General features: G+C 53.4%; 13 protein-coding genes. 6 read left to right on the forward strand and 7 right to left on the reverse strand.

All coding sequences use genetic code 11. From position 1 onward, the window contains the following. Nucleotides 1–4: 4 nt before the first annotated feature. From RDM37_RS01210 to RDM37_RS01220, 3 genes are read right to left on the reverse strand one after another with little or no spacing between them, the layout of a single operon-like run. Nucleotides 5–2,140, reverse strand: a complete 2,136-nt coding sequence (locus RDM37_RS01210) for a hypothetical protein (RefSeq protein ID WP_308554466.1) — start codon at nt 2,138–2,140, stop codon at nt 5–7. A gap of 12 nt (nt 2,141–2,152) precedes the next feature. Next, a complete protein-coding gene (locus RDM37_RS01215; RefSeq protein WP_308554468.1) occupies nt 2,153–2,857 on the reverse strand; it encodes a hypothetical protein in 705 nt (234 codons plus the stop codon). A gap of 4 nt (nt 2,858–2,861) precedes the next feature. Further along, nucleotides 2,862–4,154 carry an SPFH domain-containing protein gene (locus RDM37_RS01220; RefSeq protein WP_308554470.1) on the reverse strand — a complete coding sequence of 431 codons (1,293 nt, stop codon included), beginning with the start codon at nt 4,152–4,154 and terminating at the stop codon, nt 2,862–2,864. Between the two features lie 454 nt (nt 4,155–4,608). On the opposite strand from RDM37_RS01220, the gene RDM37_RS01225 reads away from it, so the two are divergent. The 6 genes from RDM37_RS01225 to smpB all read left to right on the forward strand — a co-directional run bounded on the left by RDM37_RS01225 (nt 4,609) and on the right by smpB (nt 9,466). After that, nucleotides 4,609–5,862: a sigma-54 dependent transcriptional regulator gene (locus RDM37_RS01225; protein WP_308554472.1), complete on the forward strand. Its 1,254-nt coding sequence runs from the start codon at nt 4,609–4,611 to the stop codon at nt 5,860–5,862. Further along, entirely contained in the window at nt 5,849–6,370 is a 522-nt protein-coding gene (locus RDM37_RS01230) for an LptE family protein (protein ID WP_308554474.1), read from the forward strand. Before RDM37_RS01225 ends, RDM37_RS01230 begins: the two co-directional genes overlap by 14 nt. Nucleotides 6,371–6,378: 8 nt before the next feature. Next, nucleotides 6,379–7,089, forward strand: a complete 711-nt coding sequence (locus RDM37_RS01235; protein WP_299369400.1) for a hypothetical protein — start codon at nt 6,379–6,381, stop codon at nt 7,087–7,089. Between the two features lie 24 nt (nt 7,090–7,113). Beyond that, the gene (gene secG, locus RDM37_RS01240) at nt 7,114–7,515 is read left to right on the forward strand and encodes a preprotein translocase subunit SecG (protein ID WP_308554476.1); all 402 of its coding nucleotides are present in this window, start codon (nt 7,114–7,116) and stop codon (nt 7,513–7,515) included. A gap of 181 nt (nt 7,516–7,696) precedes the next feature. Then, nucleotides 7,697–8,971 (forward strand): serine--tRNA ligase, encoded by a 1,275-nt coding sequence (serS, locus tag RDM37_RS01245; protein WP_308554478.1) that lies wholly within the window; start codon nt 7,697–7,699, stop codon nt 8,969–8,971. Between the two features lie 24 nt (nt 8,972–8,995). Next, a complete protein-coding gene (smpB, locus tag RDM37_RS01250) occupies nt 8,996–9,466 on the forward strand; it encodes an SsrA-binding protein SmpB (RefSeq protein WP_004331305.1) in 471 nt (156 codons plus the stop codon). A gap of 636 nt (nt 9,467–10,102) precedes the next feature. On the opposite strand, the gene RDM37_RS01255 is transcribed toward smpB, so the two are convergent. The 4 genes from RDM37_RS01255 to nadB form a co-directional block, all read right to left on the reverse strand. Further along, complete coding sequence (locus RDM37_RS01255) at nt 10,103–10,729, reverse strand: hypothetical protein (protein ID WP_308554480.1); 627 nt, start codon at nt 10,727–10,729, stop codon at nt 10,103–10,105. A 569-nt stretch (nt 10,730–11,298) separates the two neighbouring features. Further along, complete coding sequence (gene nadA / locus RDM37_RS01260) at nt 11,299–12,231, reverse strand: quinolinate synthase NadA (RefSeq protein ID WP_308554482.1); 933 nt, start codon at nt 12,229–12,231, stop codon at nt 11,299–11,301. A 48-nt stretch (nt 12,232–12,279) separates the two neighbouring features. Continuing rightward, on the reverse strand, nt 12,280–13,137 hold the full coding sequence (nadC, locus tag RDM37_RS01265; protein ID WP_298886661.1) for a carboxylating nicotinate-nucleotide diphosphorylase: 858 nt from the start codon (nt 13,135–13,137) through the stop codon (nt 12,280–12,282). Nucleotides 13,138–13,149: 12 nt separating this feature from the next. Continuing rightward, on the reverse strand, nt 13,150–14,769 hold the full coding sequence (gene nadB, locus RDM37_RS01270) for an L-aspartate oxidase (RefSeq protein WP_308554485.1): 1,620 nt from the start codon (nt 14,767–14,769) through the stop codon (nt 13,150–13,152). Nucleotides 14,770–15,019 lie beyond the last annotated feature (250 nt).

Here is a 15,019-nt window from a genome sequence, read left to right on the forward strand (position 1 = left end):
GGTGTTAGTTTAGAGGCTCAGCATCTGGATCACTCTCGTCGAGATCCTCGTCATCATAGTCCTCGTCGTCTTCGTCGTCGAGATCCTCATCATCGACGTCCTCATCATCGACGTCCTCATCATCGAGATCTTCGTCATCGACGTCCTCATCGTCATCTTCTAGCTCCTCTGATGTATCGGAGTCTGATGATGTCCAGACAGGAGGTACGGCAGGAATCTCGGGAGCTTCGCCAGTCGCTTCAGCAGAGGTGGCTTCCTCTTGCGTCGGTATGGCGGGAGCCTGCGTGGTGTCGGCCTGACGGAGTGCCTCCTTGGCAATAGCGTTGAGGTCTATGCCAGCCACCTCGTATGCGAGGGCATCGACACTGGGTTGTGGTGGCAACTTAGCCTCCTGTGCTAGGAGTGGATCTACCGAGGCTAGAGACTGCCTGCGCTGCTCTAGGTTCTTGACGTTTTCCTTAGCCACAGCACTATCTCTAGCCTTTTGGTCTCTTAGAGAAGCATCGTAGTACTCTACACGACCAAACTTGTCTGCTCTCTCGGAGATCTCGTCTTGCAGACGATCCATGTACTCGGAGAAGGCCTTTTGTGCTGCTTGTATCTGCTCTGCCTGTACCTTGTATCCTGCGAGCACCTCTTCGGTTCGATCTTTTTCCTCAGTGACGGCAGACTCTAGGCTGCGAGACTTTCTCATGCTAGCCTCTGTCTCTTTGTACGAGGCGAGAGTGTTGTAGTCACGGCTGTACTTAGAGAGCGTACTGTGCATGAGGTTGATGACGTCTGCAGCCTCTGCACGGTTTCTGCCGTAGAAGTCTTCGGTATCCTGGTGCCACTTGGTTAGGTAGCTTAGCTTCTGGTCTTTGATCTGATTATAGATAGCGAGACGATCCTTTCTGGTGTCCTTAAGTAGATTGGTCACGATAGGAGCGATGATCTCGGACTGTATCTGGCTAATGCCAAAGGGGACGTTCGTACGACTACCATCCTCAGCGACCCAACTCATGGAGCGTATGTCCAGCTTGACCTTAGAGCTATCTCTAAGGTTAAATGGTCGGTAGTTGTAGTCGACGGTCTCGTAGTCAAAGGTCTCGTTTTGTATACGCTCTATCTCGTTAGCCTCTAGTACGGGCGAGTAGAAATTGTAAGGTGCCTTCAGTATGTTGAAGAGTATCCTATTGGAGTAGTCCACGAGGCTACCTGCAGATAGAACCCTCTTGGAGGCAGTCGACTGTACTGTGTCGGCGAGGTTTACCATGAGGCCTCGGAGCACCTTGTCCATCTCGCCAGACTGATCAGAGAGCGACTTGCGCACCTCGTTGAGCTCAGTGAAGCGATCGATCTCGTCGTCATAAAGGTGCGTGTCGAAGACCTTGAAGACGGGAGCCCCAGAGGCGTGTGTGGTCGCATGCTCCTTGAGGAAGTTGGCATATGGTGTGTCGGGGAAGACTACGGGTAGATCGACATTGTACTCCTCTACATTGCTGAGGCTGTAAGTGATAGTACGCAGCGTACGATCAAGGCGACCGAAGTAGTCATTGAAGTTGACCTTCTGTATAGAGCGTGAGAAGGCTCCTGTGTCGATCGTCTCAGGCTCTTTTGAGGTCTCTACGATAGGCGCTGTCTCGGTGAGGTCCTTGAGGGTTGAGACGGCATCGTTGAGTGTGTCAGCCTGCTTGACCACTTGTAGGGTAAACTTCTCACTGCGAGCCACGCCTCCCTGGTCTACGATAAAGCTCTTGTCGTTGTAAGCGACTCTCTTTGCCACGGGTACGTAAGCGACCCCCATCTTGGTCACACGATAGTCTCTAAAGATGCCCTTGTGCTGCTCTTGGAGCCCATTTATTCGAGCCGCCTCCTGATCGATCTGCTGGGTCAGCTGATTTACGCGGGCATTTCTCATGAGGGCAAAGACGAGCCCGACGATAGTCCAGCAGAGTATCCAGCCGATGGTGCGCTCCCTCTTGGCCTTCTCTCTATCTGCTTCATACTTCTCCGTCTGAAACTTGGCATCTGCTATCTGCGCCTCGATAGCCTTCTCCTCGGAGACTATCCTCTCGGCAGCTGACTTGTAGTACTCGTAGAGGACTTTAGCCTGATCCTGATAGATGTTGGCAGAGTCCTTAAAGATTTTCCCTTCCATAGCGTATGTGGTTTAGTATTGTTTCTTTCTTTGTTGTGCCAGCTCGAGGCAGTTTCTGAGCCTCTCGGCGATAGTGTCTTGCGCATCTCCCCAGTCTTGCTCGAGGCGGCTCCTTACGAGGCTTAGCTGGTCATATAGTTGAGCCTCTAGATCTCTAGCTAGGGCATTGTCAGAGGGGGTTACATACTTCATCGCCTCTCTTAGTTGACTGACTTGCTCTAGATATTGAGGCGTGCTTGCTTGCTGACACTTGACCTCTAGGACGCGAAGCTGCTGATTGATCTGTTGCAGGCAAGAGCCTCTCCTCTCAACGCGCTGACCAGCTCTCTCGACGTTGTTATTGACGATAGCAGCTATATAGAGCCCCAGGAGCATGAGGAGGACGAAGATAATCTGAATCACCAGGCACCACTTGAAGATCCACTCGAAGTATATCGAGCAGATCACGCAGCCGAGGCTCAGCAAGAGGTAAAGCCTCGTACTAGCCCACAAGATACCGTAGCTAGCACTCGACCGCCCGACTCGCTCTATAGGACCCAGTAGGTCGAAGCCTCGCAGGAAGAGAGCTCCGTAGGCGAGGCAGGTGACCACGAGGTTGAGGTAAAAGAGTCGCTCCTCCTGTTTGTCTCTCAGGAGGACGAAGTATACAGTGATAATAATTCCTATACCTCCGATGAGAAAGAGGTAGCCTATAAGCCTCAGAACCTTTTGTTTCATAGCTCTATTTGCTAATTTTCAGACCACAGTTAGGACAGAAAGCCATGCCTCGTGTCGGGGTACCACAGCGAGGACACTTATCCTCCGAGAGCGGAGCTCCACAGTTAGAGCAAAATGCAGCCCCAGGCACTGTCGCTGCGTGGCAATTAGGACAGGTTGGTGCTGCCTGACCCGAGAGAGATACCCCACAAGTAGAGCATCGAGTCGCATTGGCATCGACATCGGCACCACAATTGGGGCAAGGGTTGTATGCGTCTCCACAGTAGGGGCAAAACTTCTTGTCCGTCGTGTACTTACGACTACAATTGGAGCAGAAGACCTCTCTCACGGCTGGCTGTGGCTGACTAGGTGCGACCCCTGCGGGAGCATTGCCCGTGGTAGGGGTAGGCTGATCATACTTTGGAGCCATCAGTCCCCCAGCCATAGCACTGCCTCCGCCTCCGCCTAGACCTCCCATCATACCTGTCATCATGACCGCTCCGAGTATGCCTCCTCCCTGGCTATTGCGCATGGCCTCCTGAGCTGTCTCAAACATTTTGCTCTGCTGCCACGTATGCCCTGAGATCTTTTGAGCCGTCTGCTGGTTGATAGCCTCCTGCACGCTGCGGCCATACTCTGTCGTCGTGTCTACATCTATTGAGGTCACATAAAACTTCGACAAGCTGCACCCATAATCAGCAAAGAACGCCTCCAAGTCTGGCTGTAGGACGCTAGAGATGTCGGATAGATGTGCAGATATTTGATTGACACTGTATCCATTGGCCTGAAAGGCTTTTGAGATCAAACTCTTGGACTTGACCGTTAGCTCGCCTCGGAGCTGCTCTGTAAAGTCATCGACGGTGATTTCTTGAGCTCCATCTCCAGAGTAAGGGAAGCCTAGAGCCAGCTGGAAGACTAGTCGCTCGGCGTCCTCCACCGTAATCCCGTAGGTGCCACTCACGCCGATAGGTATCTGTGCCTGAAAAGCTGAGTCATAGACGGGAAAGTCACTGATACGCCACTGTACATCCCTCGGCTTGAGTTTATTGACAAACCATATCTGCACGGTCCAGGGATTTACCCCTCCAAAGGGAACTCCAAAGAACTCCCGCAGGATAGGCACGTTTGGCGAGTCAAGATTATATTGTCCAGGTCCAAACTTCTGGCTCTTAGTGCCGTTGACTACAACGATAGCTTCCTGCGCTTCGTTGACCTGTAGCTTGGCATACTTACTGATGTTGTTCTCCGGGTGACGATAGGCGAGTACTCCTATCTGACCAGACCACTGGATGAAGTCAATTATCGATCTCTTCTTCATAGTACAATCCGTATAAAGTTGGAGGATTTGTTATTTCAAGATGCTCCTCGAGGGACAAATATAGTGTTTTTTTAGAATATGTATGCCATGTTTCTATTAAGGTTCACATAAGCCAATTTCAGCTCTGACGAGTTCCTGTTTTTTTGAGCAGCTAGGGACCCAGATAGGATGCATTATCCCCCACTCGCTAGCGGACTAGCAGTCATATCTTATCTATTTCAAAGCCGTAGCACCACCACGTATGGTGCTGCGGTCTTTTCTATTTGTCGCCCTGCAGGAATGAGCTAACTGTCAGTGCCACTTGGGTGAAACTAAAGTTTCATAGGTAAGAAACTCCAGTTTCATTCGGAGGAAACTTTATCGGACAGCAATAAAATAGAAATGAGCGACAACACGCCATGGCAAAATTGATGAGGCGAGGTGTGATGTCGCTCATTTTAGTAACTTTGCACCTATGAATGTGGATCTACAACAGGTGATGCAGCGCTTTGGTATCGTGGGACGCAATCCGAGCTTCCTACGAGCTATCGAGACGGCCGTACAGGTCGCCCCGACAGACCTATCTGTGCTGGTGACTGGCGAGAGCGGTGTCGGCAAGGAGTTCTTCCCCAAGATCATACACGCTTACAGCCTCCGCAAGCATCAAGGCTATGTGGCGGTCAACTGTGGCGCGATCCCTGAGGGTACGATCGACTCTGAGCTCTTCGGGCACCGCAAGGGTTCCTTCACGGGTGCTATCTCTGACCGCAAGGGTTACTTTGAGGAGGCGGACGGTGGCACTATCTTCCTCGATGAGGTGGGGGAGCTGCCACTTGCTACGCAGGCTCGTCTGCTCCGTGTACTCGAGTCGGGAGAGTTTATCCCCGTAGGTGCTAGCAAGCCTCTCAAGACCGATGTGCGGGTGGTCGCTGCGACCAATGTCAATATACAGGAGGCTATCGCTCGTGGACGCTTCCGCGAAGACCTCTACTATCGTCTCAGCACGGTGCCTATCGTAGTGCCCCCGCTACGTAAGCGGCAGGAGGATATTGTGCTGCTCTTCAAGCTCTTTGCTTCGCTCAGTGCGGAGAAGAACCAGATCCCGATGCTCGAGATCACGCCCGAAGCTGAGGAGCTGTTACGACGCTACCCTTGGCCCGGCAACATACGCGAGCTACGCAACTTGACAGACCGTATCAGCATTTTGGAGTACGACCGTCATCTGACGGCTGAAGACCTTCGAGGCTACCTGCCTGAGAGGACCCCTGAGCTGAGCACTTCACTGGTTCCCGTGGAGCGTCAGTCGGAGGAGCGTAGCTTTGCCAATGAGCGGGAGATACTTTACCAGGTGCTTTTTGACATGAAGCGAGACATTACCTCGCTCAAGCAGACCATCGCCACCATGCGTCAGGAGCCTCACTATGAGCCGATCCATACGACGCTTGTGCCTACCGATATGGAGCCTATGCACACAGAGGCCGAGGAGGTGACCGAGCCAGATCCAGAGTCTTACCCAGAGTCTCACCCTGAGCCTTGCAGGCAGCTTGCAGAGACCCCTGCAGAGCAGCCGCTCCTACCTGACCGGCCGATGACTATCGATGAGGCTGAGCGCATATTGATCATGCGAGCCTTGGAGCGACATGGGGGCAACAAAACAGAAGCTGCTGAGGAGCTCAACATCTCTCCACGCACACTATATCGTAAACTGCGCAGCTATGGCGAGGAGTAGGTTACTATATATAATAGGTGTCGTGACGCTCCTACTGATCGGGACGAGCTGCTCGATCAGCTATAAGTTCAATGGAGCCACCATCGACTACACACGCATCAAGACGGTGACCATCGAGGACTTTCCCAATCAGGCTCCGCTGGTCTATCCGCCCCTGTCGCAGATGTTTTCGGAGCGTCTGCGCGAGCAGTTCCGTCGCAATACACGCCTCGAGCCGGTCGATGCTAATGGAGATCTGATCCTCGAGGGCGCTATCGTCGGGTATGAGCTCACCCCTATGGCGATGCAGGAGGATGCACTCTCAGCGATGACACGCTTCACGATCACCGTGCGCGTATCGTACACCAATATGGTTGAGGAGAAAAAGAGTTTCTCCGGGCGCACCTTTACCTCCTCGCAAGAGTTCGACAGCAACAACCTCTTCTCAGACATTCAGGAGGGGCTAGCTAATGAGCTGATCGATGACCTTGTCAAGCAAATCTTTAACGCCACAGTAGAGGACTGGTAGTGAAGACGATGACGCTAGACGAGCTGAATAGGCTGACGGCTCACCCTGAGGAGCTCAACCGCCACACGCTCTCGCCACTGGCCGAGCTGGTGGAGACCTATCCCTATGCGCAGAGCATCGTGATGCTCTACCTACTTAATCTGTCGATCCTCGGTGACTTGCGCTACGAAGCGGAGCTTCAGCGCTGGGCTCCCCACCTACCGAGTCGGGAGAAGCTCTACTTGCTAGCTCGGCTACACATGCCGCTAGCTGACTTGACGCCGGTGCTGGCTCACGACCCGTCAGACTCCTTTGCCCTCGTAGATCAATATCTGCGCAAGGTGGCCGAGCGCGAGGGACCACTCTCGAACGAGCTAGAGTACGACACGGCAGAAGCTCTCCCCACGGAGGAGCCTACCCCAGACTACTTCTCACAAACTGAGTACGAGTCGGCACCCACAGATATGTCGCTCTCGGGCCTAATCGCCACACCTTCACCAGAAAGTGCGTCAGCTACCGACACCGCCCCGCAGCCTATGGTGACGCCATCCGATGATGCGGAGCCGAGCGATACGCTTTTTACCGAAACGCTAGCCTCCATCTACATCAAACAGGGCCATTACGAGCGAGCAAAACAAATTATTGAGGGGCTAAGCTTGAAATTCCCAGAAAAAATTAGTTACTTTGCAGTTCAATTGAACTTCCTCGAGAAGCTAATCGACAATGCTTCTCACTCATAAATACGCATTCATAGACTAGTAGATATGCAAATCTTTCTAACCATCCTGATCCTCATCGCAGCTATCCTGCTGATCCTTATCGTCATCGTCCAGAACTCTAAGGGCGGTGGTCTAGCAGCAGGCTTCGGCGAGAGCAATAAGTACATGGGTGTGCGCAAGACGACGGACTTCCTCGAGAAGGCCACATGGACGCTCGCAGGAGCTATGGTCGTGCTCAGCATTGCCAGCTCATTCTTTGTCAAGCCTCACGTACAGGCTAAGCAGAGCGAGAGCTTCATCGAGCAGTCTCAGCAGAGCGCGCCCGTGCTTCCTCAGCAACCTGAGGCTACGCTGCCACTACCCGCAGCTCCTGCAGCTCCCGCAGCTGAGGCTCCTGCTCAAGCTCCTGCTACACAGCCTGAGACTCCGCAGCAGCCTGCCGAGTAACAACTGAAGAGGGCTTCGCCAGCTAGGTAGCTCGTCAGATATTGATGAGGGGAGGACTCACTCTTGTGTGGGTTCTTCCCTTGGTTGTGCCTATAAATGCAGAAGAAACTGTACCTTTGTAGCATAGCTTGTCGCCGTGCGTGACAAGCTCCTCACACGTAATAACTCAAAGAAGTAGGTAATGCTTACCATCAAACAAATATTGGATGACCCACAGGGAGTCATCGAGCGGCTCGCCGTCAAGCACTTTCCCGCAGAAGAGCCCATAGCAGCTATCATCGCTCAGGACAAGCTGAGACGCGATGCACAGCACAAGAAGGACGACAGCCTGGCTCAGCAAAAAGTCCTCTCACGCTCTATCGGTGAGAAGATGAAAGCGGGTGCCCGCGAAGAGGCTGAGCAACTCAAAGCTGAGGTGCAGGCACTCAAAGAGATCTCTAAACAAGCTGAGGAGACCATGCGACAGGCCGAGGAGACGATGCGGCAGCTCCTACTCTCCGTACCTAATCTGCCGCACCCCGACGTGCCACACGGCTCCTCTGCCGAGGACAACCTATGCGTCGCTACGGGTGGTAAGATGCCACACTTAGAGAATACGGCCAAGCTACCTCACTGGGAGCTGGCTAAGCAGTACGACCTCATAGACTTCGAGCTGGGAGTCAAGATCACGGGCGCAGGCTTCCCCGTATATAAGGGTAAGGGAGCAAGACTGCAGCGCGCCTTGATCAACTTCTTCCTCGACAGAGCTACGGCAGCGGGCTTTCAGGAGGTCGAGCCTCCTATTATGGTCAACGAGGACTCTGGTATCGGCACCGGTCAGCTCCCTGACAAGGAGGGGCAGATGTACCATGTGCAGCTGGACAACCTCTACCTCATACCGACGGCTGAGGTGCCTGTGACCAATATCTTCCGAGATGTCATCCTAGAGGCAGACCAGTTACCTATCTGTTGCACTGCCTATACGCCTTGCTTCCGTCGTGAGGCTGGTTCGTATGGCAAGGACGTACGCGGGCTCAACCGCCTGCATCAGTTTGACAAGGTAGAGATCGTCTCCATCGACCGTCCCGATCACTCGTGGCAGCAGCTCGACAAGATGATCGCACACGTCAAGAGCCTCGTCGAGGAGCTTGAGCTCCCTTACCGTATCCTCCGCCTCTGTGGTGGTGACCTAAGCTTTACGAGTGCTATGACTTACGACTTTGAGGTCTTTTCAGCTGCGCAGGAGCGTTGGCTCGAGGTGAGCTCCGTCTCTAACTTCGAGAGCTATCAGGCCAACCGTCTGATGTGTCGCTACCGTGATCCTGAGGAGGGGATTACCCTTTGTCATACGCTCAACGGTAGTGCCCTCGCTCTGCCACGCATTGTCGCTGCCCTCCTAGAGAACAATCAGACGCCCGAGGGCATTATCATCCCCAAGGCACTGAGACCCTACACTGGCTTTGACAAGATAGACTAAGCAATCGTCCCAACCCACACCGCTATGGCTAAGAAAGGCAAGCAATCCGCCCGAGCGATCAACATACGCAACAAGCGCGCGACCTATGACTATGAGCTCCTCGATCAGTACACCGCAGGCATCGTGCTGGTTGGTAGTGAGATCAAGTCTATACGTGCGGGCAAAGCGGCTCTCGTGGACAGCTACTGCTACTTCTCGCGTGGTGAGCTGTGGATCAAGAATATGTATATAGCGGAGTACAGCTACGCTTCCTACAACAATCATGTGGAGCGACGGGAGCGCAAGCTGCTACTCAACCGCAAGGAGCTGCGCAAGCTCGAGGAGGAGATGAAGAACCCTGGGCAGACGATCATCCCCGTGCGTCTCTTCATCAACGAGCGTGGGCTCGCTAAGCTAGTCGTTGCACTAGCCCGAGGTAAGAAGCAGTATGACAAGCGCGCCGCCATACGCGACCGCGAGGACAAGCGACGCCTAGAGCGTGCTATGCGCTTCTGACGAGCAAGTCCCCGAACAGCGAGACGTGTAACTCGCTGTAGGGACGCGCGGCTCGGACGCAGACTGTCGGTGCGTCCGTTGTATCAAAATGAAACCATATCCGTTGTCGAACAGCAATACGAATAACAATTTGTAGGGGCGGACCTATGTGTCCGTCCGTCTTCGTTGGAACGCAATATGCCTTGTGGGCGGACACGCAGGTCCGCCCCTACACGAACTACATCAACACGACAAGTCCAACCATCAGACGCTGTAATCTTTGACACAACGGACGCACGACCGTGCGCCCCTACAAGTCGTTACTTGTGAGACTCGCGAAGTCTAGTCCAAGAGATTGGGCGAAGTCTAATTATTAGACGATGCAAAGGTAATAGAACAGACCATCGAGCCTGCACTCAGCTGCACTCAGCCTCACTCTGTAGCTTGCAAACGCCTCAACAGGTCCTAACGTGGAGCGGACACAGCATACGACTCCCGATCTACAAGCGAGGCAATGTCGTGTGAACATCTTTTGCTGTTAGTACGGACAAACAACCCAACGAGGGGACTCAGCCGCTTCTAGTAAGCGATTGAGTCCCCTCGTTGTATTGTTGCTAGCTATACTAGAGAGCTGTCGTCATCTAGTGGGCGAATTGGCTACCACGCCATGCCAAAGACGAGCTGAGGCATACCCATAGTGACAACGGTCGTGGTGTGATGATCTTTTGGTCCCACTTGTATCATACGAGAGCTGTAGACATAGCCTAAACCTACATAATAGTGTCCGATGCTCTTACGCACGTCTACCGAGATATTTGACCCGAAGCCGTGCTGCAGGCTGTTGAACGCATCGTAGTCACCAAGTAGCGTAGCGCTATCTTTCGTTTTGCTCCTAAAGAGCAGGGTATAGCCGATGGCGAGAGAACCCTGAGCACTCCAGCCTGAGCGACTGTCGCGCAGACTACTAAGGGCGATAGAGGGGCCTATGAATAGTTGGTTGAGCAGGCGTTCCTTATGAGGGATCAGGGGCTGTGTACTCTTGAACTCCATCTGAGTATATGAGAGTTCTCCGCCCACCTTCCAGTGGTTGTTTAGCCAACCACTTACCTCCATAGCGGCATTAGCGACTATAGGCGATAGGATGTTATTGGTCGGGATGACAATGCCCGCACCACCTCGTACGGTGCAGTCTAGGATAGGTTTGTTTTGGGCATGAATTAGCGAGATGCTACAGAGGAGGGCTAGAATGAGTAGTCCAGACTTGGTCCATTTACTTGTTTCCATTCTAATACAGATTATGGTTTATAATATGATAGTGGCTTACGTTTGGTCTTAAGTCTACACCCCTTTGATAACGAAGTTGGGTCTACGCCATTCTTTCGAGTACAGCTAGTCATAGGTAATCGGATCTTGAAGAGCAACACACAGCCTCAGTGCCCTCAATCAAGATGAAACGGAAGTGTGCATCCTTTCGTTCCCAGCTCTGAAAGCGAAGTTACAAAAACATTCCGAAAAGAACAAGAGGCAACTTTGCTTCGTTACGCGCCCGCTGCTCTTGCACCGCGTGTGAGCGTAACGACATTGGACTCAACGTACCACAAATGTTCCGACTGAAATGCCACAAATATTTCGATTTGGTTGCGTATCTGTCTGACATTTAGATGTTTTGACTGTTATCCCATTTTGGGGTAAATAAGAAACGGATTAACCGCCTTCTCGAGGAAGACGACTAATCCGTTTCTTCTGTTTTGTAGGAGTGTTATGCCCTAGATATGAAGCATTAGCTTGCCCTAAAAACAGGGAGCTGCTAGAGCAGAGACTTAAAAGCCGAAGGCAAGCTTAGAGCTGGATCCTTAGAACTGGAGCATCCGCTCGATGGAGCGCCACGCCTTCTGGCGAAGCTCTTCGTCGACATGCACCTCGTACTGCTCGTAGAGGAGTGCATCGCGGAGTCCCTCGAGGGTGATCATCTTCATATATTCGCAAGTCTGATCGGGGAGGATGGGGATCAACTCCTTGTCAGGATAGCGTCTCGTCATCTCAGCCAGCACCTCAGGCTCCGTGGCGATGATGTACTGCTTCAGGTCTGAGACCCCAGGACGATTGATGATTGTGGTGGTAGAGCCAATGATGCAGCGAGGATTGTCGACGATCGACTGGTCGCTAGCGGCTACCGACTCAGGGTGTATCAGGATCTCTGCCTCGGGATAGCGATCCAGCATCGTGTGAACCAGCTCGGAGGTGATGTCAGCATGCACGTAGCAAGCTCCCTGCCATAGGTCCATCTCTCGTCCCGTCACATTCATGATGTACTGTCCGAGGTTCTTGTCAGGACCAAAGAGGATCGGTTGACCCGTGGGGAGGGCGCGTACGATCTTTAGCGCATTGGCACTGGTCACGCAGTAGTCGGTGACCGCCTTGACAGCTGCTGTCGTATTGACGTAGCTGACCACAATGCCGTCGGGGTGCTTGACGCGCCAAGTATTGATACCCTCAGCCGTGGCACCCTCAGCGAGGGTACAGCCAGCGTGAGGTACGGGACAGAGTACCTTCTTATTGGGCGAAATGATCTTTGCGGTCTCACCCATGAAGCTAACTCCGCAGAAGACGATCATGTCAGCCTCAGTCTCGCCAGCGATCTGTGAGAGTGCCAGTGAGTCGCCTAGGTGGTCTGCGATACGCTGTATCTCGGGGCGAGCATAGTAGTGCGCCAGGATGACCGCGTTTTTCTGCTCCTTGAGCGTGCGGATCTCTTTGTAGAGAGCCTCTATCTGTTGTTGTGTCATGTGTAAGTAGTCAGTTAGTGTGTTAGGTGTAAAAGAAGTCAAGTCGCTCTATTGGATCGGCTTGATCTTCATGCTTATGTCGAAAGCCCGTACCGAGTGGGTCAGTGCTCCTATGCTAATGTAGTCCACGCCGACAGCAGCCACGGCAGCTAGACGCTCGGCCGTCATATTGCCCGAAGCCTCCACCTTAGCTTGTCCATCGATGAGCTCGACGGCACGGCGCATTGTCTCTATATCCATATTGTCCAGCATGATGATGTCAGCACCAGCGTCTATAGCCTCCTGCACCTCCTCCAGTGTGGTGGTCTCCACCTCAATCTGTATAGAGATCGGCAGATGAGGACGCACCTCCTCCACGGCAGGCAGGATGCCACCCGCCATGGCGATGTGATTGTCCTTGAGCATCACCATATCAGAGAGCGAAGCTCGGTGGTTAGTGCCACCGCCGTCGCGTACCGCCATCTTGTCCGTGAGGCGATGTCCCGGAGCTGTCTTGCGGGTGTCTAGGATCTGAGTCTTGGTACCAGCGACGCACTGCACACATTGGTGGGTGTAGGTAGCGATGCCGCTCATGCGCTGCATGAAGTTGAGCATGATACGCTCAGCCCGTAGCAGGTCCGCATAAGGTGCCTCGATGGTGGCTAAGATATCGCCCTTGCACACCTCGTCGCCATCCTCATACTCTGATGTAAAGGTGATCTCCTCCTCAGGAGTGCATCGACAGAGGACCATATAAGCTACCTCAAGTCCAGAGACGATGCCGTCGTCCTTGGCTATCAGTGTGGCGATAGCTCGGTCGCTCTCGCTCAGTATGTAGCGTGTCGATAGATCTCCCGTAGGAGCATCCTCGCGGTAAGCAAGCTCGATGAGCGTGGCAAACTCCTCGCTGTTGTATATATCCGTCATACCTCTTGTGTGCTATTTGATCGGTTGATGTGTTATTTGTCCATTGAGCAGCCTCGTACGATAGGCTTCGCTCTCAGGCAGTGTCTCCGTGTAGTCGCTGCGGTAGTGACCTCCACGGCTCTCCTCACGCAGTAGTGCAGCATGCGCCATCATGTGCGCCACCTCTACCCGTCTGCGGGTCATGTAAGCGTGGATGCTGTGCTGTGCGTCCTCTGCGAGTCCGTCTGAGAGAAGCTGTAGCTCATGGAGCGCTGAGACGAGTCCCTCCTTAGAGCGGATGATCCCCACCCGGCTCATGAGTATGTCGCCCATCTGTCGATTGATTTTCGTCTGCTGCTCTAGCGCATAGATCTGCTCTTTGTCTAGGCTCCACGACAAGTCTGGTAGATTCGTCGGAACTGCTAGCGATGCAGTCTCAGTAGGCGTGGTCGGGTGGGCGATCGCATAGTTAGCAATCCGCTTGCCGAAGACGATACACTCAATGAGCGAGTTAGAGGCCAAGCGGTTGGCACCCATCACCCCTGTCGAAGAGACCTCTCCGACAGCGTACAGTCCAGGCAGGCGGGTACAGCCGTTGAGATCCACGCCGATGCCCCCCACCGTGTAGTGTGCTGCAGGAGCTACGGGTATCTCGTCCGTAATGTCTAGTCCCAGCTGGCGGCAGTGCTCCGAGATGGTCGGGAAGCGCTGTAACAGTCGCTTCGGGTCAATATGTCTCAGTCTCAGTCGTACATGGTCGGTACCCTCCTCTTGCATCTTGAGGAAGATGCTCCGCGCCACCACATCTCTCGGTGCCAGCTCTGCCAGAGGGTGTAATGCGGGCATAAAGCGCTCACCGTGCTTGTCTACAAGGTAAGCACCCTCGCCACGTACCGCCTCACTAATGAGAAAAGAGGCGTACCCAGGCAAATAAAGTGCTGTGGGGTGAAACTGTATAAACTCTAAGTCCATCAGCTCGGCACCCACCTCACTGGCTAGCCACAAGCCATCGCCCAGGGCCGTGGGAGGATTGGTCGTAGGGTAGTAAAGCGCAGCAGCACCGCCAGTGGCTAGTACGACAGCCGATGCGAGGATCGTATCGTAGTAATGTGCGCGCTCATCATAGGTCACCAGTCCCTGACAGTGCGACCCATCGGCAGAGCGCAGCACCTGTACGGCACTGTGATGGTCGAAGATCGTGATATGCTGCGCCTTCCTGACCTGCTCGATCATAAAGGTGGTCACCAGTCGTCCCGTAGCATCTCCACCTGCGTGGAGGATGCGACGATGGTGATGTCCCCCCTCGAGACCGAGGGCTAGATGTCCATCCTCGCTGTCGAAGGCCATACCCATCTGGATCAACTCATTGATCCGGTCGGGAGCTTCGTCGGTCAGTACCTTGACAGCTTCGGGGATACAGAGCCCACGTCCCGCTACGATCGTGTCCTCGTAGTGATCTGTCGGTGAGTCTTCCTGGTCGGTGACAGCAGCCATACCACCCTGTGCGTAGTAGGAGTTGCTCTCCTCGATGGTGCGTCGAGCGATGAGGGCTACCGACCCATGCTGCGCTAGAAAGTAAGCGCAGTAAAGCCCCGCCAGGCCACCACCTATGATGATGTAATCATATCGCTGAGGAGATTGCTGCTGTTTCATATACTATTGCCTGTTAACTTAAGTCGTACTATGCAGAAGCCGTAATTATAGCTCGCAGAGTACTATTGTGCAGGCAAATGTAGTGAAATAATCCTTACGAACGAGTGACAACGACCCTAAAAGCACATATTTCGCAACACAACCACATCTGTTTGTAAAGAGTGGTGGTCAATTGGCGACTTTCGCACCTGTTTCTGATAAGCGTGTAGAGCGTTTTAAGGTGCGTGCGAGACGAGCGTCCCGACAGTCG

The sequence above is a fragment of the uncultured Porphyromonas sp. genome, from assembly GCF_902489635.1.
In the GTDB taxonomy this organism is placed as follows: Bacteria; Bacteroidota; Bacteroidia; order Bacteroidales; family Porphyromonadaceae; genus Porphyromonas.

Bases quoted from the DNA above. Each gene is read 5' to 3' on its own strand.
- secG (WP_308554476.1), top strand. From the start codon at position 7,114: ATGCAAATCTTTCTAACCATCCTGATCCTCATCGCAGCTATCCTGCTG.
- serS (WP_308554478.1), top strand. From the start codon at position 7,697: ATGCTTACCATCAAACAAATATTGGATGACCCACAGGGAGTCATCGAG.
- nadB (WP_308554485.1), bottom strand. From the start codon at position 14,769: ATGAAACAGCAGCAATCTCCTCAGCGATATGATTACATCATCATAGGT.
- nadC (WP_298886661.1), bottom strand. From the start codon at position 13,137: ATGACGGATATATACAACAGCGAGGAGTTTGCCACGCTCATCGAGCTT.
- RDM37_RS01230 (WP_308554474.1), top strand. From the start codon at position 5,849: ATGGCGAGGAGTAGGTTACTATATATAATAGGTGTCGTGACGCTCCTA.
- smpB (WP_004331305.1), top strand. From the start codon at position 8,996: ATGGCTAAGAAAGGCAAGCAATCCGCCCGAGCGATCAACATACGCAAC.
- RDM37_RS01225 (WP_308554472.1), top strand. From the start codon at position 4,609: ATGAATGTGGATCTACAACAGGTGATGCAGCGCTTTGGTATCGTGGGA.
- RDM37_RS01235 (WP_299369400.1), top strand. From the start codon at position 6,379: ATGACGCTAGACGAGCTGAATAGGCTGACGGCTCACCCTGAGGAGCTC.
- RDM37_RS01220 (WP_308554470.1), bottom strand. From the start codon at position 4,154: ATGAAGAAGAGATCGATAATTGACTTCATCCAGTGGTCTGGTCAGATA.
- nadA (WP_308554482.1), bottom strand. From the start codon at position 12,231: ATGACACAACAACAGATAGAGGCTCTCTACAAAGAGATCCGCACGCTC.
- RDM37_RS01255 (WP_308554480.1), bottom strand. From the start codon at position 10,729: ATGGAAACAAGTAAATGGACCAAGTCTGGACTACTCATTCTAGCCCTC.
- RDM37_RS01215 (WP_308554468.1), bottom strand. From the start codon at position 2,857: ATGAAACAAAAGGTTCTGAGGCTTATAGGCTACCTCTTTCTCATCGGA.
- RDM37_RS01210 (WP_308554466.1), bottom strand. From the start codon at position 2,140: ATGGAAGGGAAAATCTTTAAGGACTCTGCCAACATCTATCAGGATCAG.